Genomic DNA, 22889 nt, shown 5'->3' with positions numbered 1-22889 from the left:
AAAAGAAAAGTTCGTTGTAATTCTTAGAGTATTAGTATGAAAGAGACTGTCAATAAATATTAAAGTCTCTTTCACACTATTTTTTAAATTATTGCTTTATGATTTGTTTGGTTACAGTATTCTTTTGGTCAAATATTTTTATAAAATAAACGCCCGCTTTTAGTTCTGAAACATTTAATTCAATCATATTGGTATCAGTAATTGTAGAAAATGTTTTAATTACTTTTCCTGATATATCGACTATTTTCATTTGCGCATTATTAAAACTATTATCCTGGCTTATTATTAATTTATTTGCAACAGGGTTTGGGTACGTTTTTATTCTTATTTCACTATCAACAATTGGGTCTTTTAACTGCTCTTGACAATTAGGAGCTGCATTACTATTACTAAAATAGATTGTAAAAGCTCCACTTTTAGATACCAATGCAAAATTATCCCCATCAATTGTTGCATAATAAGCACCATCTAGATTAGGAAAACCTGTGCCAGTAATTGTAATGCTAGGCTGCGCAGTATTAAAAGTTTGAATAGTAATATTACTTTTTAGATCGTTCCACCAATTTGGAACTCCATTATTAGTATTCATTGATAATTGCCAAAGACCACTATTCTGTAAATCCCAATTGATGGTGAAATTTGTTACATTACTTAAATCAGGTCCACCTGAGCCTAGAACATACATATTATTGTACGAAGCATTAGAAATTGTGGGTAAGGGGTTTGATAATGGTGCCCCAAAACTACAATCACCACCAGTATTTGGTTCTGTAATAATTATAGTAGTAATTGCGGTATCAGAAATTCCATCTGCATTAGAGACTGTTAAAACAACATCATAACTACCTACATCTACAAATTCGTGATTTATAGTTACTCCAGAACCCGCAGTTCCATCTCCAAAATCCCAACTATATACTAATGTGCTTCCATCTGACGATGTCGATCCTGTAGCATCAAAATTGATAATTGATGGCGCTACTCCAGAGTTGTTATCTGTTACAAGATTAGCAGTAACTGTAGGTACCGTGTCATCTACAACAGTAATCGTTTTGTTACTAGTATGACTTAATGATCCATCGCTAACAGTAAGGCTAACTTGATAAGTACCTGGTTGGGTAAACAAATGAGATATCCCTACTCCAGTAGCAGTAGATCCATCCCCAAAACTCCAAGAATATGATAAGTTATCTCCATCAGGATCAGAGGATTCAGATGCATCAAACTGAACTGTTAAGGGAGCATTACCTGAATCTATATCTGAAGAAAATTTAGCTGTAGGAGGAAGATTTCCTGTTCCCCCTACAACATTAGGAATAAATGGTGCCAAATGGGGAGTTAGCACATCTAATTTCCATTGATTAACATTTGTCCAATCATCTTGTAAAATTCCTCCTGTATCGCCAGAATTAGGGTTCATACTCCAAAATGTCCAAGAATAAATATCTCCCATAAAATCAGTAAACTCCGTAAACCAAGTATAAGAGATACCGCCAAAAGCATCTTGATCTTTAATTCCAAATTCTCCTAAAAATAATGGAGAAGTACCTTCTTCATATAGATAATGAAAATTATCCGTCCATAAACCTGGCATATTTTGAGGAAAATCACTAGCAGTAAACCAATCTTGTTGGGATACCTCAGGACCATATTCATGAGCAGAATACATAAGTTTACTTGGGTCAGATAATTGAACTGGATATTTCTTTGCTCCCATTAATTGTCCACCCCACCAATATGAGTTTCCTTCAAATTCGCCAACACCTTCTATTATAATTAGAACATTCGGATTTGCTTGAAGAACGGCATTACCACAACGTTCTGCTGCCTTGTTCCAATCTGTGGCAGGGTTACTATCACCCCAAGTAGATCCATGTGGTTCATTATTTAAATCCATAGCTACCACTGCAGAATAATTCTTATAACGATCAGCTATAAAAACCCAGTCGTTAATCCAACGTTCTTCAGAATATTCTGGAGTATACCAAACCGCTTCATTCAAAAACCCATCTGCAGCTCTAGAATGATTATCTAATACGATCTTCATATCATTTTCCTGACACCATTTAACAAAAATATCAAGTAATTCTATGGGCTTACTTACCGTTGTTTCTTCTTCATTCATTGGTGATACTCCGCTATATGGATCAGTACCATAAGAGTTTATTGCAATTGTAGAACTAGGGTTTAACATCTCATTACACCAAGGAACTCGTATTGTATTAAAACCTAAGTCTTTAATTTGTTGTAAAACGCTTTTCATATCTCTCGACCAAATACCATGTGGAGAATAGTTTTGCGTTTCAAAACCAAACCAATTCACGCCGGTTAGTCGTACTTCTTTTCCTGTAGTATCATATAACTTATTTCCAGATACGGTAAGGAAATTCTGTTGCTGTGCTATAATTTCTGATATACTGCCGAAAAACAGTAACAGAATCATCATATAATTTATAAATCGTTTCATGTATATATTTTTTTCAATAACTAGCATTGTAGTTATAGTAATTGGTATTAATTGTCATAGACGTATGATTACTAAAGAGTATATGATACAACTATGTTTTAGCAAACTTTCATTCGCGTAACTATCTTAAGAAGATTTAGTTTTATTGAACTAAAAAAGAAAGAGAGAGGTTTCACAACCTCTCTCCTTTTAAAACTAATTTTTGATAATCTTATTTCTGAATTTATCTCCAGTAGTTATATCATAAATTTCTAAAATATACATACCAGAAGGCAATCCATTAACAGAAAGTCTAGTAGACTTTTGCTCATTTTTCATAGATTCTGTCCTAATCACATTACCTGCAATATCTATCATTCTAATTCTAACATTTTTCATATCAAAATTAGTAGAAACGGTAATATAATCTGAAGCAGGATTTGGTGTCGCACTTACAGTAAGCTCTTTTTCTGGAGCTTTAACTCCTGGTTCTTGATCTCCAAAAAAGAATCCAAACTCTGCATTTGCTAAAGCTACTTCAATCTGAGCCCAACTTCTATGATAGCGTTGTGTATATTCTTCCCCAGCATTGTACGCTGCTTCCAACCTATCAAAATCAGGATCATTTTTATAATCAGATCTTATATCTAAGAACGTAATTCCAGGTTTGATCTGATCTCCATTAGGCATTGTTCCGCTGAATCCATTAGGAATATAAACTTCTTCTTCAAAAATTCTGCTGAAATCTCCTCTATCTTCCGGAGAAGAGACTCCTTTATCATCTCTGTAGGTATTCCACATTCTATCTAATACTTGTTTCGCTAAATCACGAGATTCTGTATCTAAGGTAGCATGCTTTTGAGTAGCTGCCGCATAATAAATAAGTGCTTTTGCCATAGAAGCTGCTACACCTAAATCTTTACCATAATCTGTAACGACTACGCTTAGGCTATTATTACTTCCAGGACTATCAGGATTCCAGGTATCTGGTTCACCTGTCCACTCTAACGTAGCTGGTATTTCGAAATCATCCGTACCGATAAGTTTTACTTCGCTTTTTACCCAAGTAGCCCATTTGTCCATTAAAGATTTTGCCATAGGATCATTTGTGATATAGTAATACTCTGCCACTCTCTCCATAGACCATGCTTGCCATCCGAACCAAGTTCCACTTCCCGGATCATGATATACAGGATCTGTATCAAAAGCCATATCATAGAATGTAGATTTACCAGCAGGATATGGACTATAATCTCCGTTCCAACTATTAGTTGCTCCACCAGCGATAGCACCTTCTTTAGACTGCAACCAAGTATAAAATTCCATTTGTCTTTTTAAACTTTCGGTCCAATCTCTTTCTCCATTTTGAGATATTGGTTTTAACTCATCTACCTGAGTTAAAGCATATGCAGCCATAGGATTTTGATATCCAAAGTGGCAGTGACTAGAACTTATTCTAAAGGCCCATTGCGAAGCAGGATCTGCCGAACCACCCCAAGACATGTACCACGACATTAAGTAATGTGCACTGTCATATCCAGATCCCGCTCCACTGGTTGCACTTTGTACTCCCATGGGTTTAAAATATTTATCAAACATTGATAGCCTTAAGAAATCTCCCATTTTAGATGCTTTATCTAAATCCAAGCTTCCTAAACTCGCTCCTTGTTCTTTTGCATAAACTTGAGCCCAGTACATTGCCTGTACTGCTCTTGCATCTGCATCAGGGGCACTTGTATACCTCCACTGCTGCGCATAATTTTGATCTTCAATAAATAATGGAAGATATCCATTGGTACCTCCCCAGTCGAAACTCTCCCAAGATGGGTGGGGTACAGTTTCATAAACTGACTCCTGTTCTCCTCTCTGGAACGTATTGATATAAGAAGGTGTACTTACACCATCACCTCTATTTCCAAATCCGTAAAAATTATCATTATCCAATAACCAGTGCATCTGATAAATATCAGCACCATATGTCGCCGTTAAATCCGGTGAAACTGGATCTGATCCAACAGGAGCACTAAAATTAAGTGGTGCCGGATAATCACTTGGTAAAGGGAATTCACTAGCAAATGCTGCTGGTGATGAAGCATTATAAGCTCCATTACTAGGTTGATCTGCTGTAGTAGGAATTATAAATTCTTCGATTTTATTCCAAACATTATTTAATGGAGCCCAATCTTTTGTGATTCTTCCATTCATCACTTCTAACCATAACCAATATGAATATAACTCACTAGTAGACTCATGACCGTAATCAGGAGCTTCTACGATTAATGTCTCTACTGAATGATGCGGAGAACCATCTGCACTAAAATATCCATTAGCAGGGTCATAAAATTCATTTCTCATTTCGATAAAACGATCGATATATGCATTTTCACCAGTAGGTGGGTTAATTATGATATCACCATCAGTTACCGTAATTGTTATAACTGCTTGATCAGTTCCTCCATTACCGTCATCTACGATTAGAGTCACCGAATAATCTCCTATGGAAGTGAATGTATTTTCTACAGTGACTCCATTAGCAGTATTACCATCTCCAAAATCCCAAGCATAACTTAATGCATCTCCATCCGCGTCAGTAGAGGCAACTGCATCAAAAGTTACTAATAATGGAGCTTCTCCAGAAATAGGCGTTGCAGAAATATCCGCTACAGGATCTGTATTACCTCCACCATTATTATCACAATCAGGTGCTGTAGAAGTTAAACTAAAATAAAGTGTAAATCCACCATTCTTAGAAACCATTACAAAATTATCTCCATCTACAGTAACCCAATACTCGCCATCCAAACCAGTAACCTGAGTTCCTGATAAAATTGCTTCTGGTTGAGGAGCATTAAAATTATGCGTTAGATTTCCAGTAAGGTCTATATACCAGTTAGGAGTACCGTTATTTGTATTAATAGCAAATTGATACAATCCATTATTTTCTAAATTCCAATTGATAGTAAACTCTCTAATGTTACTAGGATCTGGACCTCCATCACCTAATACAAATATGTTAGTATATCTATTATCTATAGATGGTAAAGCCGAAACAACCGGAGTTTCAAAAGTACAATCACTCCCTGTAGAAACTGGGTTTCTTACAACTGTTATAGAATTAGAAAAATCAAAATCTCCCACTAATGCGGATACATTGGTATCTGGTGTTAATCCTTGTAACCCATCCTCGTAACTAAGATGCCAAATTAAACAAGTTCCTGTTCCTGCTCCGTCAAAATCAACATCTTCTATATTTCCTGGTAATCCTAAAATAACATTCTGATCATCGGTTACTACCCATTGAGAATTAGCACCTGTATTCCCTGTTAAAGAAATTCCCGAAACATTATCTGCAATACCATCTCCTACAGTAAATGTAAATGGACCTCCTGAGATAACTCCTCCATCAGTTCCAGGCTGATCTACTGGATTTCTTACAACATCTATTGAATTAGAAAAGTCAAAATCCCCTACTAAGTCTGAAACATTAGCATTTGCATCCAAACCTTGCAATCCATCTTCATAACTCAGGTGCCAAATTAGACAAGTTCCTGTTCCTGCTCCATCAAAATCAACATCCTCTATATTTCCAGGTAATCCTAAAATAACATTCTGATCATCGGTTACTACCCACTGAGAATTAGCACCTATATTCCCTGCTAAAGAAATTCCTGAAACATTATCTGCAACACCATCTCCTACAGTAAACGCAAATGGACCTCCAGTTATAGTACCTCCATCGGTTATTATTGGATTAGAAATTCCTCCATCACAATCCGGTGCGGTAGCAGATGTACTAAAATAAATAGTAAATCCAGCTGTCTTAGAAACTAAAACAAAATTACCTTCATCGATTGTTACATAATATGAACCATCAAGCCCTGCAAAACCAGAACCTGTAATTGTAATTTCCGGCTGTGAAGAATTAAAATTTTGAGTAATATTTGGCAGGAAATCATTCCACCAATTAGGAGTACCATTATTAGTATTTACAGAAAACTGATATAATCCATTGTTTTCTAAACTCCAGTTTATGTTAAATTTAGCAACATTATCCAAGTTAGGACCTCCATCACCTAAGACGAATACATTTTGAAATTCTTCGTTAATAGAAGACAAGGCGTTAGGTATCGGTGTATCAAAAGCACAGCTAACGCTACCATCTGTAACATTAATAGTTTTTGTTTCTGAATCCGTATCGCCTAAAGCATTAGTCACGGTTAACGTTATAGTTATTTCTCCTATATCCGTATAAGTTGCAGAAGTTGCTATTGTAGAAGCAGTTTGACCATTTCCTAAATCCCAACTATATGAAAGGCTTCCTCCAGTTGGATCTGAGGACCCAGAAGCATCAAACGTAACATCTAGTGGAGCAATTCCTGAATCAGTGCTTACTGTAAAAGCAGCAACTGGACTTCCATCTGTAACCGTAATCGTAATTGTTTTTATATCTTCTTTACTACCATCACTTACGGTAAGTTGAGCATCATATTCTCCTATAACTGCATATTCATGTGCAATTGTTACTCCAGACCCTGATTCTCCATCACCGAAGTCCCATATATATGTTAACGAATCACCATTTTCATCAGAAGAAGTTGATGCGTCAAAATTTACGGTTACTGGAGCTACTCCTGTAGTTGGTGTAGCAGAAAAATCAGCTATCGGCGCTATATTACCATCAAGTACAGTAATTGTTCTTGTAAATTCTGAGGAAGTATTCGTTCCATCATTTACCGTAAGAGTTACTAAATAAGATCCTATTTCTGTATATGTAATTAATGGATCGGCTACCGAAGATGATTGACCATTACCAAAATCCCAATTATAACTCAATGAATCACCATTAGGATCTGAAGATGTAGAAGCATCAAATGATACTTCTAACGGAGCTGTTCCTGATTCTGGAGTAGCTGTAAAGGATGCTATAGGTACTTCTCCTCCATTTGGCTCTCTTCCTCCTACCAATACTCCATCTGCATAAATTGGTACATTATCAGAAATTTGTAACCCACTAGTTAATCCTTGATAAGAAAAATCGTTTGATGCATCCCATGCTGTTTCTGGTGCACTTGTCGGTAATGAAACTCTTAATTGAATCTCACTTCTATACTCACCTTGTCCTCCAGGAAAAGGCATATTATCTTGATCTACTTCTATTTCCGCATAATAAATATTACTAGAAGCATCCCATTCTTGTAACGCATTAATAGTAGTATTTCCAGCTCCACGAGCTGTAAGTTCATAATCGCTAACATTAAATCCTGCTGCAATACCTTCAGAAATATCCACAAAATAACGTGCAGTTAATGTATTAGGAACTCTTGCAGGCCATCCAGAACGGTTATTTAACCAAATTGCTACTTCAGTAAATTTTGATTGATCATTATTTAATTTCACCTCATTCGCAAACTCCAATCCAGGAGTTTCTGGTTGAGGAAAATTAGGTAAAGATGATCCTCCGAACTCCATTACCATTCTAGCCAATACTCCTTGATAACAAGCATTATAATCCGTAGCTACTTCATTTGCCTGAAAATCATCTCTGTCTTCAATAAAGAAATCATCAGGTTTAGCAGGACCTCCCATCAATGCTCCCCACATGGTATGTCTTGACTCTACAGGGTTAGCACTACTCCTAGACCAACTAGAATGTTGCCCTCTATGGTGAGGTTTTGTAGGTGGATTAACTCCAAATCCAGTTACTAAACTTCTATTATTTGGATTATCACCTAAAGCGTAGTTTACCTGATTTATAGCAAAATTACGATATTGAGCACTCTTAGGAGTATTCACATTATCACTATATATAAGAGCGGTTAATGAAGCATTCATTGCATGACGTAAGGAACCCCATTGTGTTAAATGCGCTTGACCTCCAGGAGAATAATTAACGCCTCCATTTCCTTCTTGCCACCAGTCTAAATGACGTTCTGCATCAACTTTATAGATTTCTTTTCCCGTAATAATTGATAACAAAACCATGTTCCCATAAGATTTATCTTCCCATACAAGACTCCATAAAAAATCCGGTTGTGCATATTCGGCTTCAGCCTTATCTAAGTACTTTTGATCTCCTGTAGCTTTGTATAACCAAAGTGCTCCCCAAGTTAATTCATCTTGAAAATTACCTGAAGTATAAGTTCCCACGGCAGGTATATTACCTTCAGAAGTGTAAAGTCCTCTATGGTTATCACCAAACTCATACAATTCTATAGCATGATCTAATAATGTTGCACTATAAGCAGGATCACTATCTTTAAAAATAATACTAGCTGAAGCTAGCGCAGCTGCTGTTTCGCAAGCTACATCTGTACCAGGATTACTAGTAGTTAACGCATACGATTTTCGTTGTCCATACATTGGATGTACATCAACCATCTCTGCTGGCATCCAAAAATTATGGTCCTGTGATTTACTATCCGCTACTTGCGCATAAAAAACATTAGGAGATGGGTGACACTTTATGAAGTAATCGGTTACCCATTTTATGTTTCTTTTAAAATGTTCCGTTTGATTTGCCGTATCATAACCGTCTTTGTACTCAAGGAATCCCCAATTTAGTGCGGTTACAGAAAAAGCCATTGGGAAACCAAATTTAACATGATCTCCAGCATCGTTCCAGCCTCCTGTAAGATCAAGTCCTACATCGGCACCATCATTGACTCCTGAATCAGATCGCCAACTTATTCTATTCCAATCGGGTAATTTTCCAGATTGTTGTGTCTCATAGAAAAGCAAAGATTTCTGCAAAGCTTCTCCATAATTAAACTGTGCGGATGATTTGGCACAGAATAAGCACAATAATATCATAGTGCTTATTTTAATTAAATTTCTCATTGTTAGTGTAGTTTTAAGAATTGTGTTTTGAAAATTGTTTTTTTTGATTTTGTTGTTAAAAAAGCATTGAAAGTAGTCTTATGCGAACTACTACTATACTTCAAATTATTAAATGGTCTGGTTTAAAGAGAATTCGTATTAGAAGGATTAGTATTCGATAAATAAATTGGTCAACCAATTTATTTATCTATATATCCTTTGTTTAAAACGAACTTTCTTTAAAATTTTAGTTAAGTATGTATAAGAGTCCTAAACGGTTCGGCTAAGACAAATTGATTTAGAATGATGATAAAAATTCGATTCTAAATAAAATAGTATAGAAGACAATGCTATTTTGTTGTTAGTAAGTTTGTTCATAGGTAGTATAGTTTTAAGTTAATTGTCATTAAAACCATATCAAACATAAATTGGGAAAATGCCTGACATGACGATTGTTACGTTTACTTGTCCGTTCATCGATAAACTATTTTTCAAAATCTTGATCTTGTAATTTTGATTTGGTATAGAAATATCGTTTGAATCGTTGAATAAAGTTATGACAACTCCGAGGTAAAAAAGTAACACCAATCACCTTTACTAACTCTTAACAAGTTTTATCTATAACTTTTTATTTTTAACTATTAATCTCAAAGCTTACTGTTTTTGGGCTATAAAAGAAAAGCCAATTTGTTTTTCTTAATTATTAAAAAACGAAAAAAGTTTCGTTGTTAAGAAGATGCTAAGAAAAAAGAATGAAAAAAAAGACAAAAAAAAAGACGATTTACAAGAAAAGAAAACTTCGCCAATGGTAAAACCACAGCATAATTTAACGAAAAATCATTTTTCAATAATATTTCTTATAAAAATTTTCATAAAAAAGTTAAATTCTTAAACAAGAAACAACTTACATTGTTTTTTCAATTTCACACAATATCAGACGAAAAGCGCAAATTCCCCCAAAAAATTATAATGTATTAATATAATATCCGAAGGTTTTTATCTATTAAAATACGAGTGATTTCTGAATTTTTATTTGAACCGTTCCAAAAATTTTACTTAACTCCATATTTATCGAAGAGATATACCAAACTTGCCATAGTAGCAGCACCTAATTCCAATTCTCTCTTATTGATAGCATCAAAAGTGTCATTTTTAGCATGATGATAATCAAAATAGCGTTGAGAATCTGGACGAAGTCCAGCTAATACAATTCCATCCTTTTTTAAAGGACCTATATCAGCTCCACTACCACCTCTAGCAAAATAATGAACTAAATAAGGCTCAAAAAGTGATTTCCAACTTTGAATCTGATCAAAATTATTACTGTCACAATCAAAAGAGAAACCTCTCGGTGTAAACCCCCCAGCATCGCTTTCTAATGCAAAAACATGATTCTCATTTTTGCTTTTGGCAACTTTTGCATATTTCTTTCCACCTCTTAACCCATTTTCTTCATTCATAAATAAAACTACTCTAATAGATCTTTTAGGTTTGTATCCAGTTTCTTTAAACAATCTAAGTACCTCCATAGATTGAACTACTCCGGCCCCATCATCGTGTGAACCATCACCTAAATCCCAAGAGTCGAGGTGTCCACCTACAACCATATATTCATTAGGAAATTCACTTCCTGTAATTTCTCCAATTACATTAAAAGATTCTACATCTTTCCAGCTACGACAATTCATATTTAATAAGAACTTTATTTTTGGATTTAGAGTTAACATAGAATGTAATAATTCTGCACCATTAGTACTTATAGCAGCTGCCGGAATTTTTTCTAAATCAGTTAGGTTTCCATAACTCATGGTACCTGTATGCGGAAAATCATCTAATCTTAAATTCATTGATCGAACAATTACACCTACTGCACCAAACTTAGCTGCTTCAGCTGCTCCGGAATATCGTTGATCCACACATCCTCCATAGGCTTCAAAAGTATTTATTAGATCAGCTTGCATTGGACGATTATAAAATACTATTTTTCCTTCTATATTATCTGTACCAAGTTTTCGAAGGTCTTCTAATCCTTTTACCTCAACTATTTCGGCTTTTACTCCTCCGATAGGTGTAGGTACTGACCCTCCAAGAGCACATATCGGAACATTAGTTGTTTGACCTGGATCAGTTTCTATATAAGCAAACTCAGTAACTCCTCTTGTCCACTTAGGAACCATTACAGATTGTAACCATACTTTATCCAATCCAACATCCTTAAGCTCTTGTTCCGTCCATTCAACTGCTTTTTGAGCGTTTAGAGATCCTGATAACCTTGGACCTATCTGATTGGACAAGTAATCTAACCAAGTATAACTTTTACCTTCTAATAATGAAGTATTGTAAAAGTTTCTAATTGCTATCGAATCTTCTTTTTTATTGTCCCTTTGACTATAAGAGGAAAAGGAAAAAGCTATAAAAAGGATAAGGACTATATTTCTCACAGAGGTATTTTTTTTATAATATTATTGTAATTATTCTATTATTCGTTTTCTAGTTGTTGTTTGTATTGTTCTATATTTGATTTGGTCTTTTCATCCAATTCTGGTTCTCTTATATCATCAAACTTTATCAAGGTATCGTATAATGTTTTTGCAACAATATACCTTGCCGTAGGCTTATCGTCCGCAGGAATTACATACCAAGGAGCATATGGTAAAGACGTTTTATTTATTGCATCCTGATAACAAGATTGATAATCATCCCAAAGTTTTCTTTCCTTAAGGTCTCCCGAAGAAAACTTCCAATTTTTCTCTTTCTTTTCTAACCTACGAAGTAGTCTGTTTTTTTGTTCATCTTTAGATAAATGAAGATAAAATTTATAAACTAGTGTTCCATTTTCTGCTATGTGTTTTTCAAAATTCCTTATCTGTTCAAAACGTTTTTCCCAAAACGCATCATCAATATCCGCTACTGAATTAATATTCGGTAGCTTTTCTCCCATAATATATTGTGGGTGTACTCTAGTCACTAAAACATTTTCATAATGTGTTCTATTAAAGACAGAAAATCTTCCTCGTTGTGGCAAGGCTATATAATGTCTCCATAAGTAATCATGACCAAGCTCTAATTCTGTTGGAACTTTAAAACTATGAACTACAATTCCTCTTGTATTAAAATCTTTAAAAACTTCACGGATAAGACTATCTTTTCCGGCCGTATCCATTCCTTGTAAACAAATTAGAATTGCATATTTATCATGTGCATATATTGTATCCTGAAACTTTCCTAATTTCTCCCGAACCTTTTCAAGTTCTTTTTCAACTTTTTTTTCACTTTCTCCCAAATCATATGTTGTAGGAATTTTTGACAATTCTATTGGTTGAGAAACTCTGAAATCTTCGTGATCTATTTTATTCATAGTTGGATTTGTATTATCTCTGGTAAGATACTAAAGTTTTAGATTGGTGAAAAAAGAAAAATGTTAAGTAAGACTAAATACCTAAAGAATATGTAAGACCAAAGGAGAATGTATCATAACGCCTTCCAAAACTCTTTAGATTTAACTCCAAAAACATATGTATAGGAGTAATAACATTATATAAACCTCTAAATTTAAGCTCTACGCCATGATTAAAATTTTCTGTAGAAAAAAAAAAGATTAGATGTGTCTTCTGCTTTGCTTAGTACTTCATAATCATTTCCTACATATCCAATCCCTCCTGTAACACTTAAACTTTCCCAATGAATTAATCGTACATTATAAGCAACACCAAAATCATTGTAGACCTCTGTATTTTCAAACTCTTTAATAAAAAAACGATTATACTCTACTATATATGTAGATTTTTTTGTCGAAGACGTAAACTGAGATCTTATATTAAAACCTACTTCTTCTTGTAGACCAACACTTATTACGGCTCCTAAGCCAAAATCTATACTCCCGTTTTCATAAGAATCTTGAGAAGATATCACGGTCGAAACTAAAAGAACAAAAACAAAGAGCACTATTTTCATCATAGAAAAATAGCATAATTATCTTGCATCAAAATCATAACTAAATCCAATTAGAAACGTATCATATCGTCTTCCCAAACTTTTTATATTAAATTCAGCAAAAATATGAACCGGAACCGCAATCTGATGTAAAGCTCTTAATTTAATCTGAGCTCCATGATTAAAGTCTCCGCTTGTAAAAGCTATTAATGCATCATCTTCAATTTCTTCAAAAGCACTTGAATCATTACCAATATAACCAAATCCAGCAGTTATAGTAGTAGGATACCAGTTAAACAAAATTAGATTAACTCCAAGAGCAAGTTCATTATATCCTTCTACTTCATCACTAGTCCCAATCGAGAACAAGCGATTATACTCTCCCATATAAGTTGTATAACAATTAGGAGCGTATTCTATTCTCACTCCTAATCCAACTTCTTCTATGGAACTAAAACTCTTAACGGCTACTACTCCATAATTTATAGCACTTGGTTCATATTGCGCATTCAACACAGTTGAAAGACAAGCTAATATAATTACAAACAGTATTCTCTTCATTTTGGGGTGAAAATATTTTAGAGGTAAGTCGCAATATAATGATTCTTCTTACTTAGCTGCAAAAAGTTTAACATCCTCCTCACTAACTTCTTTTCCTCCAAGTATAATAAGACGTTCTACTACATTGCGTAACTCTCTTATATTACCTGTCCAATCATATTGTTGTAATTGCTTAATTGCTTTATCGGAAAAAGTCTTAGACGGCGACCCTTGCTCATTAGAAATCTTTTTTGTAAAATAATCCACCAATAAAGGAATATCTTCTCTACGATCATTTAATGCTGGTACTTTTATCAGAATAACAGCAAGTCTATGATATAAATCCTCTCTAAAATTATTTTCAGCTATTTCCTTTTTAAGGTCTTTATTTGTAGCAGCAACTACTCGAACATCAACTTTGATATCTTTATCACTACCGACTCTCTGTATTTTATTTTCTTGTAAAGCCCTAAGCACCTTAGCTTGAGCAGAAAGACTCATATCTCCAATTTCATCAAGGAATATAGTACCTCCATTTGCCGCCTCGAATTTACCTGCGCGATCCTTATTGGCAGAAGTAAATGCACCTTTCACATGACCAAAAAGTTCACTTTCAATTAATTCTCCAGGAATAGCTGCGCAATTCACTTCAATCATTTGACCTTTAGATCGTTCACTTTTTTGGTGTATCCAATGCGCAACTAACTCTTTACCCGTACCATTCGGCCCGGTGATAAGAACTCTTGCATCTGTAGTAGCAACTTTTTCAATAATGTTTTTTATATCAGAAATAGCTGTTGACTCACCGATCATCTCATAATTTTTAGAGACTTTCTTTTTAAGCATTTTATTTTCGACAACTAGCTCTTTCCTATCTAAAGCATTACGAACTGTATTCAGTAATCTATTAAGGTCTGGCGGTTTAGAAATATAATCAAAAGCTCCTAACCTCATGGTATTAACAGCCGTATCTAAATCTCCATGACCAGAAATCATAACCATCGGAACCTCTGGTTTTATTTTCTTTACGGCTTCTAATACTTCTACTCCATCCATTTTAGGCATTTTGATATCACAGAGCACTAAATCGAAGTCTTCATTTTTGATTTTCTCAATCCCCACTAATCCATCTTCTGCTTCAAAAACTTCATATTTATCACTTTCTTCTGATAATATCTTAACGAGCACTCTTCTGATTGCCGCTTCATCCTCTATTACTAATATTTTTGCCATTATAATTTTAATTTAATTCCACCTCTCAGATAAAATGTATTTCTATCGTTGAGAATTAAAACATTTTCTTGATTCTTATCTCGTAAGCGAATTTCATTACTTAGTGTATATCCGCCATATGCAAATAACAATAAGTGTTCCGTAAAATAATACTCATACCCCAAAGCACTATTTATTAATAACATTGAAGCATTTTCCGCAGTTTTGGTTTCTCCATTTTCATCCACAAAAACTCTATTATTCTGTATGTTACCATAAAACCTATCTAATCCGATAAACGCTTGTAAAGTATTTGTTTCATTAAAAAAATACTTAATACTCGTTTTTGGTGTTCCTATCGAATACGACCAACTTGGATGAAATCGCCTAGTATAATTAATTATGGGTAAGGGGAAATTAATACTTGCTGGAGATGCATATCGCAATCCTAAAACTAACCTTGAAGATTTTGGAGAAGTCTTTTTTCCATAACTTTTCACAAAATATACAGACCCTACATATCTAAAATCATCACTTTCTATACCAGAACCTTCGAGATTAGAAGAAAGACGCGTTCCAATTTTAGCACCAAATCTCCAATTATTTTTCATTTTATAAGTATACCCTAATTCAAATCCAATGGTATGAAATTCTTCAAGACCATTTTTATCAACAATAATGGAATCATCATTTAATTGTAAATTATTCAATCTATACTGAAATGACATAACAAGATATGTACCCTTGTCATTCATTTTAATTGGATAGTTCCCAGAAATTCTTAAACTACTATATTCATTATCACTATTAGCCTGCGGAATATACGCGTACTCTACCCTAGCTAAATTAGTATCCTGCGATCTAACTGTAGTAAGAATACAGCAGATGATGATACAATTTATTAGTAGGCTTTTAGTATTCATTTCTTACATCTAGGGGCTATATTACTGTTTGGGTTTTAAGATAGTCACTTCGCGTTGAGGGAACGGGATATTTATCTTATGTTCTTTAAACAAACGATCAATTTCAAATCTTATTTCACTTTTTGGAATTCCTGCCTGAAAGCTATCATTCATCGTGAAAATAAGTTTAAAATTTAGTGAACTATCACCAAAACTAGTAAACAATACTAATGGTTCTGGAGTTTTCAGAATTTTGTCATTATCCTTTGCTATTTTTATCAGTAATTGTTTTACCAAGTTTACATCACTACCATAGGCAACTCCTATCTCAACGGACTCTCGTGTAATTGAACCATTTTGAGTCCAATTATAAAGTGTAGATGTAAGGTATTTATGATTAGGAATCACAAGCACTTTATTATCAATTGTTACGGCTCTAGTAGTTCTTAATTTAATCTCTTCTACCCTTCCTATTTTTCCATCCAATTCTATAATATCACCAACATGTACAGACTGATCAATAAAAATAAAAATTCCAGAAATTATATCCTGTATTAAAGTCTGTAAAGCTAAACCAACTCCTACCAATAGAGCTGCAGACGCAGCAAAAATTGCTGTAATATTAAAACCTATACTATCTAATGTAATAAGAACTATTATAATATAAACAAAGTATTTGGCAAAGGAGAATACTGAAACGAACTTCACTTTATCTTCTTCTGGAAGTTTTCTAGTAACTAATTTTCTAGTAAATTTTAAAAATATAGAAGTAACAAACAGAACGAAAACTACAAATAATAATAGCCCTACAGTAAGTACGATAGGGTCTTTATCAGGACCCAAATGAAAAATCTCAAAATCCAAGAACTTTTTGATAACGCCCCAAACATCTTCCTGGATTACTTCTTTGACTTGTTCTGTTATTTCTTCCTGAATCATATTAATACTTCAACCATTTAAATAACTCTTTGTAACTAGGTTTTTTACCGTACATCAAGATACCAATTCTATAGATTTTACCAGCAAACCAAATCATAAAAATGATACTACCTACAAGTAATGTTATAGAAATTAGAATTTCCCACCAAGGAACTCCGAATGGTATTCTCATAAGCATAACTATCGGAGAAGTAAGAGGAATCATAGAAAACACAGTAGAAACGGTTCCATGCGGATTTTCAATTACCGCAAAAAAACCGACATATATCCCTAGCATCAATGGTAATATAATCGGCAACATAAACTGCTGAGAATCTGTCTCACTATCTACCGCCGCTCCAATGGCTGCATATATAGAACTATATAAAAAATACCCTCCTATAAAGTATACAAAAAACGATAATACTAACGTTAGTAATGGGAGTTTTAGAATATCTTGAATCAGAAGTTGAATTTCCTGTTGATTGTTTTCTTGTAAGGCTATCGATGGATCTACTCCTACTGGCTGCGGATCAATCCCAAACAAAGATGTAGCAACCAAAAGAAGAACTCCTCCTAATAAAACCCATATAAAAAACTGTAGAATTCCTGCAAAAGATGTACCCAAAATTTTACCCATCATTAATTGCATCGGTTTTACAGAAGAAATGATAATTTCAATAATTCTATTCGTTTTTTCTTCTATTACAGAACGCATTACCATATTACCATAAATAATGATAAACATCATTAACAAATATCCTGCAAAACCACCAAATGCCATTTTTACATAATTAGACATCTTAGAAGTTTTCTCTCCAGAGAAATTCTCTATCTGAATATTTATTCTGGCTTTTGAGCTTTCTATTGCTTCTAAATTTAAACCTTCAGCTTTATAATTTTGATTCGTAAGTTTATTCGCTATTATTCCCTCTATCCTATTTAATATTGAAAAATTGGGAGACTCTTCGGCATAAAACTGTATAGATTCCGAAAGTTCCTTGTTCGTAGATTTTTTAGGGATGTATAGTAAGCCATATATTTTTTTAGAAATAACAGAATCTTTTGCCCTTTCTAGATTGTATTCACTAAAATCAATATATTCTACTTGATCAGTATTCTTAAGGTCTGTAGCAAATGATTTTGTCTCATCTACAAAGGCCACTGTCTTAACCTCATCATTATTAAGAGTCGTTAACCAGGCGATCAATGCAATCATCCCCACTACGATTAAAGGACTCAGAAAAGTCATTACAACAAAAGTTCTATTTCGAACACGAGATATAAATTCTCTCTTTATAATTAACTGTAAATTATTACTCATTTTCGGTGATGGTTTTAATGAATATTTCGTTTACACTTGGTATTACCTCGTTAAACCGAACAACTTGCCCTTTCTCGGACAAATACTTTAATAAATCATTTGAAGTAGTATTGGTATCCAAAGATATTTTTAATTTTAGTTGATCTTCAATAGTTTTAAAATCAGCTGGTTCAGTTACAAACTTATCACTTAAAGTTTTCTGTAATTCTAATATATTCTCCGACAACAGTCCTACTTCAAATGTGTTCGATTTATACTCCTTTTTAATATCGGTTACTTTTCCTTCTAATATTTTATTAGATTTATTTATTAAAGCAATATGATCGCATAATTCTTCTACACTTTCCATGCGATGTGTCGAGAAAATCACCGTAGCTCCTTCATCACGTAACTGAAGTATTTCATCTTTAATCACATTTGCATTTATCGGATCAAATCCACTAAAAGGCTCGTCAAATATAAGTAGTTTGGGTCTATGCAATACAGTTACTATAAATTGTACTTTTTGCGCCATCCCTTTTGATAATTCCTGTATTTTTTTATCCCACCAATGTGAAATATCAAACTTATCAAACCAATATTTAAGACGTTCTTTTGCATCTTTTTTACTCAACCCCTTTAATTGAGCTAAGTACAAGGCTTGTTCTCCTACTTTCATAGACTTATACAATCCTCTTTCTTCTGGCAAATAACCAATATCTTTTATATGATGAGGTTGTAGAGGTTCCCCATCTAAAAAAACACTTCCAGTATCTGGTAATGTTATTTGATTGATAATTCTTATTAAAGTCGTTTTACCAGCTCCGTTAGGACCTAATAAACCAAAAATACTTCCTTTAGGTACTTTTATAGAAACATCATTTAACGCGATAAAATCTCCAAATCGTTTCGATGCTTGTTGTACCTCTAAAAGATTGGTCATAAAAAGGTATGGTTTATTGAAAAATTAAAAACAATGCTAATTAAGTCAAAATATTAATGAAATGAAATAAATAAAGTATTTAAACTGATTACACAATACTAAGATTATCCATAGAAACAAAACACCAATCTAATTTAGCATTTCAATTACTTCAGAAATTCTTATTCTATATAAAAACAAAACCCACCCTAAATACAAGTATTAAGGATGGGAAAAAAATTGCTATGAAAAAGAAAAATTATCACTAAATGCGCTAGTGATGTTTCAAATATACGAATTTTTATTAAACAAAAATTAGCATTTGACAATGATTATAGTTATATTATATCATTCTCTTTTTTATGAAAACATATCTTTAACTTTTTCAAAAAATGATTTGTCTTTGCTATCAGGACTAGGTTTAAAATGATCATCCTGAGCCATTCTTTCAAAAAACTCTCGTTGTTCTTTATTTAATGTTTTTGGTGTCCAAACATTCACATGCACTAAAAGATCTCCTTTTCCGTAACCATTGATACTAGGAATTCCTTTACCACGTAATCTTAGTATTTTACCACTCTGTACACCTTCTTCTATTTTAATACGAACTTTTCCCGATACTGTATCGATTTCTCTAGATGCTCCTAAAGCAGCCTCAGAAAAACTAATATAAAGATCGTAATGAAGATTATCACCCTCACGTTGTAATTCTGTATGATCTAATTCTTCTATCGCAACTAAAAGATCTCCAGCGACACCATTTCCAGGAGCTTCATTTCCTTTCCCTGAAACTTTAAGTTGCATACCATCCTCTACTCCGGCAGGTATTTTTATACTTACAGTTTCTTCAGAAACTTTTAAACCTTGACCATCAGCGTCAGTCGGTTTTTTATCTATAACTTGTCCAGCTCCTCCACAAGTAGAACATGTAGTAGAAGTCTGCATTCTACCCAAAATGGTATTGGTAATTCTTGTCATCTGACCACTACCATTACACGTACTACACGTTTTATATGTAGTTCCTGGTGCCTGAACTTTACGTTTTACTTTAATCTTCTTTTCTACACCATTAGCAATTTCTTCTAATGTAAGTTTTACGCGGATACGAAGATTACTACCTTTTACGCGGCGTTGTCTTCCACCGCCACCAAAACCTCCGCCGAAACCACCTCCGCCAAAGATATCACCAAACTGACTAAATATGTCATCCATATTCATTCCGCCACCTCCGAAACCGCCACCAAAACCGCCGCCGCCTTCGAATGCCTGATGACCAAATTGATCGTAGCGAGCTTTTTTATCAGCATCACTTAATACTTCGTATGCCTCAGCTGCTTTTTTAAATTTCTCCTCTGCTGTAGCATCTCCTGGGTTTTTATCCGGATGATATTCTATCGCTTTTTTACGATATGCTTTTTTAATTTCAGCTTCAGTAGCATTTTTGCTAACACCTAAAATATCATAAAAATCTTCTTTCATCATTTATCTTATTGTCCGGTTACTACCTTAGGAAAACGAATTACTTTATCTCCTAATTTATATCCTTTTTCTATAACGTCTACGATTTTACCTTTTAATTCGTCTGTTGGTGCTGGAATCTGAGTTATTGCTTCGTGATCATCTGCATTAAAAGAATCTCCTGCTGCTACTTCTACTTCAGATAAACCTTTTCCTTTTAAAGCTTCCTTCAATTTATTATGAATAAGCTCTACACCTGTTAGTACATCCTTATCCGCAGACTTCTCGATCTCTTTCATCGCACGATCAAAATCATCTAAAACTGGCAGCATCGATTGCATTACATCCTGACCAGCTGTCTTGAATAATTCTATTCGTTCTTTAGAAGTACGTTTCTTGTAATTCTCAAATTCTGCAAAAAGTCTTAAAAATTTATCTTTTTCTTTCTCCAGATCTTCTTTTAATTGTTTTTCTACATCTACTTCCTCTACCTCAGTATCTTCAACAGTAGTTGTATCAAGCACTTCTTCTACTTGATCTTTTATATCTTCTGTATTTTTATTTTTCTTACTCATGTAACAAGTACCTTTTATAAGTTTCTTTTTTGAAGATGCAAAAGTACTGCCATTTTTGAATTAATGTCATAATGTCACAGGAATATTTTAGTATATATTTAAGAGTATTCATTTTCTAAAAAAATAATTTTGAAAGCTAGAACTTTAAACTAACATTATTATGAAGACCAAATTAATTAACCTATTCGCTATAACTGCTATTATTGTAGCTGCAACTTCTTGTAAAGGTGAGAAAAAAAACGAAACTGAAGCTACTGCAGCGGAAGAGGTAGTAGAGGCACCAGCAGAAGCAATTACTTTTATTGTGGATAATGCGGCTAGTACTATAGACTGGGTTGGAAAGAAACCTACCGAGAATCACACAGGAACAATCAACATTGCAAAGGGTAAAGTAAAAACACAGGATGGGAAAATCCAAAGTGGATCGTTTGTAATTGATATGACTTCAATCAACGTAACGGATTTAGAAGGTGACCAAAAAGCGGGATTAGAAGGACATCTTAAAGGAGAAGGAGAAGGCAAAGAAGACCATTTCTTTAATGTAGCTCAGTTTCCAAATGCTTCTTTTGAAGTGACAAGTATTTCTGAAAAAGAAGGTAAAACAATGATTGAAGGTAACCTTACTATTAAAGGTATTAAGAAAAATATTTCTTTTCCAGCGTCAACTTCTGTAGAAGGAAACACAATGACTTTAAATAGTGAAGTTTTTACTATCAATCGTACGGATTGGGGTGTAAACTATGGATCTAAATCAGTTTTTGAAAACTTAGGAGATAAATTTATATTAGATGATATTGAATTAAAAGTGAGCTTAAAAGCAAACAAAGCTTAATTCAAAAAATTATTATCTTATAAAAAAGGCCAACATTAAATAATGTTGGCCTTTTTTATATATTAAATTTACGGTATTAAATTAAATCTTCAACCGCCTGCGTAATGTTATCGTATTTAAATTGAAAACCTGTTTTTAAAATTTTATCACAACATACCCTCTGACTACTAAAAAGGAGTACATGCATTTCACCAAGAACAAGTTTCATAACAAAACGTGGAACGTTCGGTAAAACTATTTTTTTATCCATTTGATCCGCAATAACGTGCGTTAGCCTTTTATTAGAAATTGGATTAGGTGCCACTGCATTATACAAACCAGTTAATTCTTCTTGTACGACATACATAAACATTCTTGCCAAATCTTCCACATGTATCCAACTTTGCCATTGCTTTCCATCGCCAAAAATCGCTCCAAATCCTTTCTTAATAGGTTTAGCTATTTCCGGAAACGCACCTCCTTTATCAGAAAGTACTAAACCAATCCTTAGTAAACTAACATCTATATTTAGTTCATTAAATTTTTCAACAGCAGACTCCCATTTTTCAACTACCTCTCCTAAAAATCCGTCATCTACCTTACTTGAATCCTCCATATAATAATTCTGAAAAGAATCTGGATAAATTCCAATAGCACTAGCAGATACTATTTGACGAACTGAATGCTTTGTTTCTCGTAAAGATTCTAGAATTAGAGAAGTAGTAATTATACGACTATCGATTATTTCTTGCTTGTAACTACTAGTCCAACGCTTAGCAACTGTTGCACCAACTAAATGGATAATTACTTCTACATCTTTAAAACAATCTAAATCAATTTCTCCAGAACTTGGGTTCCAATAATATCCTTGATAATTCTTTTCAGATGTCAGTTTATTTTTACTTGTAGTAAGATAGTTCACATCAATTTCTGATTGATGACATAACTTTACAATCTCCTGACCGATCAGTCCGGTAGCTCCAGTAATTAAAACTTTCATAATAAAGTAATTTAATGCAAAATAACACGAGGGTTTAACATAACCTATCCATT

At 33.8% G+C, this 22889-nt stretch carries 15 protein-coding genes; 1 reads left to right on the top strand and 14 read right to left on the bottom strand.

Going from position 1 to position 22889, the window contains the following annotated elements:
• Positions 1-88: 88 nt before the first annotated feature.
• The 13 genes from BMY33_RS16205 to BMY33_RS16145 form a co-directional block, all read right to left on the bottom strand.
• Positions 89-2467 (bottom strand): cellulase family glycosylhydrolase, encoded by a 2379-nt coding sequence (locus tag BMY33_RS16205; RefSeq protein ID WP_091410513.1) that lies wholly within the window; start codon positions 2465-2467, stop codon positions 89-91.
• Positions 2468-2662: 195 nt separating this feature from the next.
• A complete protein-coding gene (locus tag BMY33_RS16200; RefSeq protein ID WP_244543041.1) occupies positions 2663-9283 on the bottom strand; it encodes a glycoside hydrolase family 48 protein in 6621 nt (2206 codons plus the stop codon).
• 1031 nt (positions 9284-10314) lie between these two features.
• Positions 10315-11703, bottom strand: a complete 1389-nt coding sequence (locus tag BMY33_RS16195; RefSeq protein ID WP_091410511.1) for a M20/M25/M40 family metallo-hydrolase — start codon at positions 11701-11703, stop codon at positions 10315-10317.
• A gap of 38 nt (positions 11704-11741) precedes the next feature.
• A complete protein-coding gene (locus BMY33_RS16190) occupies positions 11742-12620 on the bottom strand; it encodes a PPK2 family polyphosphate kinase (RefSeq protein ID WP_091410509.1) in 879 nt (292 codons plus the stop codon).
• 212 nt (positions 12621-12832) lie between these two features.
• Complete coding sequence (locus tag BMY33_RS16185) at positions 12833-13219, bottom strand: hypothetical protein (protein ID WP_139195683.1); 387 nt, start codon at positions 13217-13219, stop codon at positions 12833-12835.
• A 15-nt stretch (positions 13220-13234) separates the two neighbouring features.
• Positions 13235-13756: a tautomerase family protein gene (locus BMY33_RS16180; RefSeq protein ID WP_091410505.1), complete on the bottom strand. Its 522-nt coding sequence runs from the start codon at positions 13754-13756 to the stop codon at positions 13235-13237.
• Positions 13757-13804: 48 nt separating this feature from the next.
• Positions 13805-14968 (bottom strand): sigma-54-dependent transcriptional regulator, encoded by a 1164-nt coding sequence (locus tag BMY33_RS16175; protein ID WP_091410503.1) that lies wholly within the window; start codon positions 14966-14968, stop codon positions 13805-13807.
• Positions 14968-15870 (bottom strand): DUF6268 family outer membrane beta-barrel protein, encoded by a 903-nt coding sequence (locus BMY33_RS16170; RefSeq protein WP_091410501.1) that lies wholly within the window; start codon positions 15868-15870, stop codon positions 14968-14970. The genes BMY33_RS16175 and BMY33_RS16170 overlap by 1 nt, the downstream gene beginning before the upstream one ends.
• Before the next feature lie 21 nt (positions 15871-15891).
• Complete coding sequence (locus BMY33_RS16165) at positions 15892-16788, bottom strand: mechanosensitive ion channel family protein (RefSeq protein WP_091410500.1); 897 nt, start codon at positions 16786-16788, stop codon at positions 15892-15894.
• A gap of 1 nt (position 16789) precedes the next feature.
• Positions 16790-18091: an ABC transporter permease gene (locus BMY33_RS16160; RefSeq protein ID WP_091410498.1), complete on the bottom strand. Its 1302-nt coding sequence runs from the start codon at positions 18089-18091 to the stop codon at positions 16790-16792.
• Positions 18084-19013 carry an ABC transporter ATP-binding protein gene (locus BMY33_RS16155; protein WP_091410496.1) on the bottom strand — a complete coding sequence of 310 codons (930 nt, stop codon included), beginning with the start codon at positions 19011-19013 and terminating at the stop codon, positions 18084-18086. Before BMY33_RS16155 ends, BMY33_RS16160 begins: the two co-directional genes overlap by 8 nt.
• Before the next feature lie 339 nt (positions 19014-19352).
• Positions 19353-20471: a molecular chaperone DnaJ gene (gene dnaJ / locus BMY33_RS16150; RefSeq protein WP_091410494.1), complete on the bottom strand. Its 1119-nt coding sequence runs from the start codon at positions 20469-20471 to the stop codon at positions 19353-19355.
• Between the two features lie 8 nt (positions 20472-20479).
• Positions 20480-21025 (bottom strand): nucleotide exchange factor GrpE, encoded by a 546-nt coding sequence (locus BMY33_RS16145; protein ID WP_091410493.1) that lies wholly within the window; start codon positions 21023-21025, stop codon positions 20480-20482.
• Positions 21026-21185: 160 nt separating this feature from the next.
• On the opposite strand from BMY33_RS16145, the gene BMY33_RS16140 reads away from it, so the two are divergent.
• Positions 21186-21857, top strand: coding sequence for a YceI family protein (locus BMY33_RS16140; protein WP_091410490.1), 672 nt, complete (start codon positions 21186-21188; stop codon positions 21855-21857).
• 76 nt (positions 21858-21933) lie between these two features.
• On the opposite strand, the gene BMY33_RS16135 is transcribed toward BMY33_RS16140, so the two are convergent.
• The gene (locus tag BMY33_RS16135) at positions 21934-22836 is read right to left on the bottom strand and encodes a TIGR01777 family oxidoreductase (protein ID WP_091410489.1); all 903 of its coding nucleotides are present in this window, start codon (positions 22834-22836) and stop codon (positions 21934-21936) included.
• Positions 22837-22889 lie beyond the last annotated feature (53 nt).

Source organism: Aquimarina amphilecti, from assembly GCF_900109375.1.
GTDB classification, from domain to species: domain Bacteria; phylum Bacteroidota; class Bacteroidia; order Flavobacteriales; family Flavobacteriaceae; genus Aquimarina; species Aquimarina amphilecti.
Note: the sequence above shows the minus strand (reverse complement) of the source record. Positions and strands in the feature narration are given on the sequence as shown.

Coding starts and splice junctions, on each gene's coding strand:
- BMY33_RS16205 (WP_091410513.1), bottom strand. CDS start 2,467: ATGAAACGATTTATAAATTATATGATGATTCTGTTACTGTTTTTCGGC.
- BMY33_RS16200 (WP_244543041.1), bottom strand. CDS start 9,283: ATGAGAAATTTAATTAAAATAAGCACTATGATATTATTGTGCTTATTC.
- BMY33_RS16190 (WP_091410509.1), bottom strand. CDS start 12,620: ATGAATAAAATAGATCACGAAGATTTCAGAGTTTCTCAACCAATAGAA.
- BMY33_RS16185 (WP_139195683.1), bottom strand. CDS start 13,219: ATGATGAAAATAGTGCTCTTTGTTTTTGTTCTTTTAGTTTCGACCGTG.
- BMY33_RS16180 (WP_091410505.1), bottom strand. CDS start 13,756: ATGAAGAGAATACTGTTTGTAATTATATTAGCTTGTCTTTCAACTGTG.
- BMY33_RS16175 (WP_091410503.1), bottom strand. CDS start 14,968: ATGGCAAAAATATTAGTAATAGAGGATGAAGCGGCAATCAGAAGAGTG.
- BMY33_RS16170 (WP_091410501.1), bottom strand. CDS start 15,870: ATGAATACTAAAAGCCTACTAATAAATTGTATCATCATCTGCTGTATT.
- BMY33_RS16165 (WP_091410500.1), bottom strand. CDS start 16,788: ATGATTCAGGAAGAAATAACAGAACAAGTCAAAGAAGTAATCCAGGAA.
- BMY33_RS16160 (WP_091410498.1), bottom strand. CDS start 18,091: ATGAGTAATAATTTACAGTTAATTATAAAGAGAGAATTTATATCTCGT.
- BMY33_RS16155 (WP_091410496.1), bottom strand. CDS start 19,013: ATGACCAATCTTTTAGAGGTACAACAAGCATCGAAACGATTTGGAGAT.
- dnaJ (WP_091410494.1), bottom strand. CDS start 20,471: ATGAAAGAAGATTTTTATGATATTTTAGGTGTTAGCAAAAATGCTACT.
- BMY33_RS16145 (WP_091410493.1), bottom strand. CDS start 21,025: ATGAGTAAGAAAAATAAAAATACAGAAGATATAAAAGATCAAGTAGAA.
- BMY33_RS16140 (WP_091410490.1), top strand. CDS start 21,186: ATGAAGACCAAATTAATTAACCTATTCGCTATAACTGCTATTATTGTA.
- BMY33_RS16135 (WP_091410489.1), bottom strand. CDS start 22,836: ATGAAAGTTTTAATTACTGGAGCTACCGGACTGATCGGTCAGGAGATT.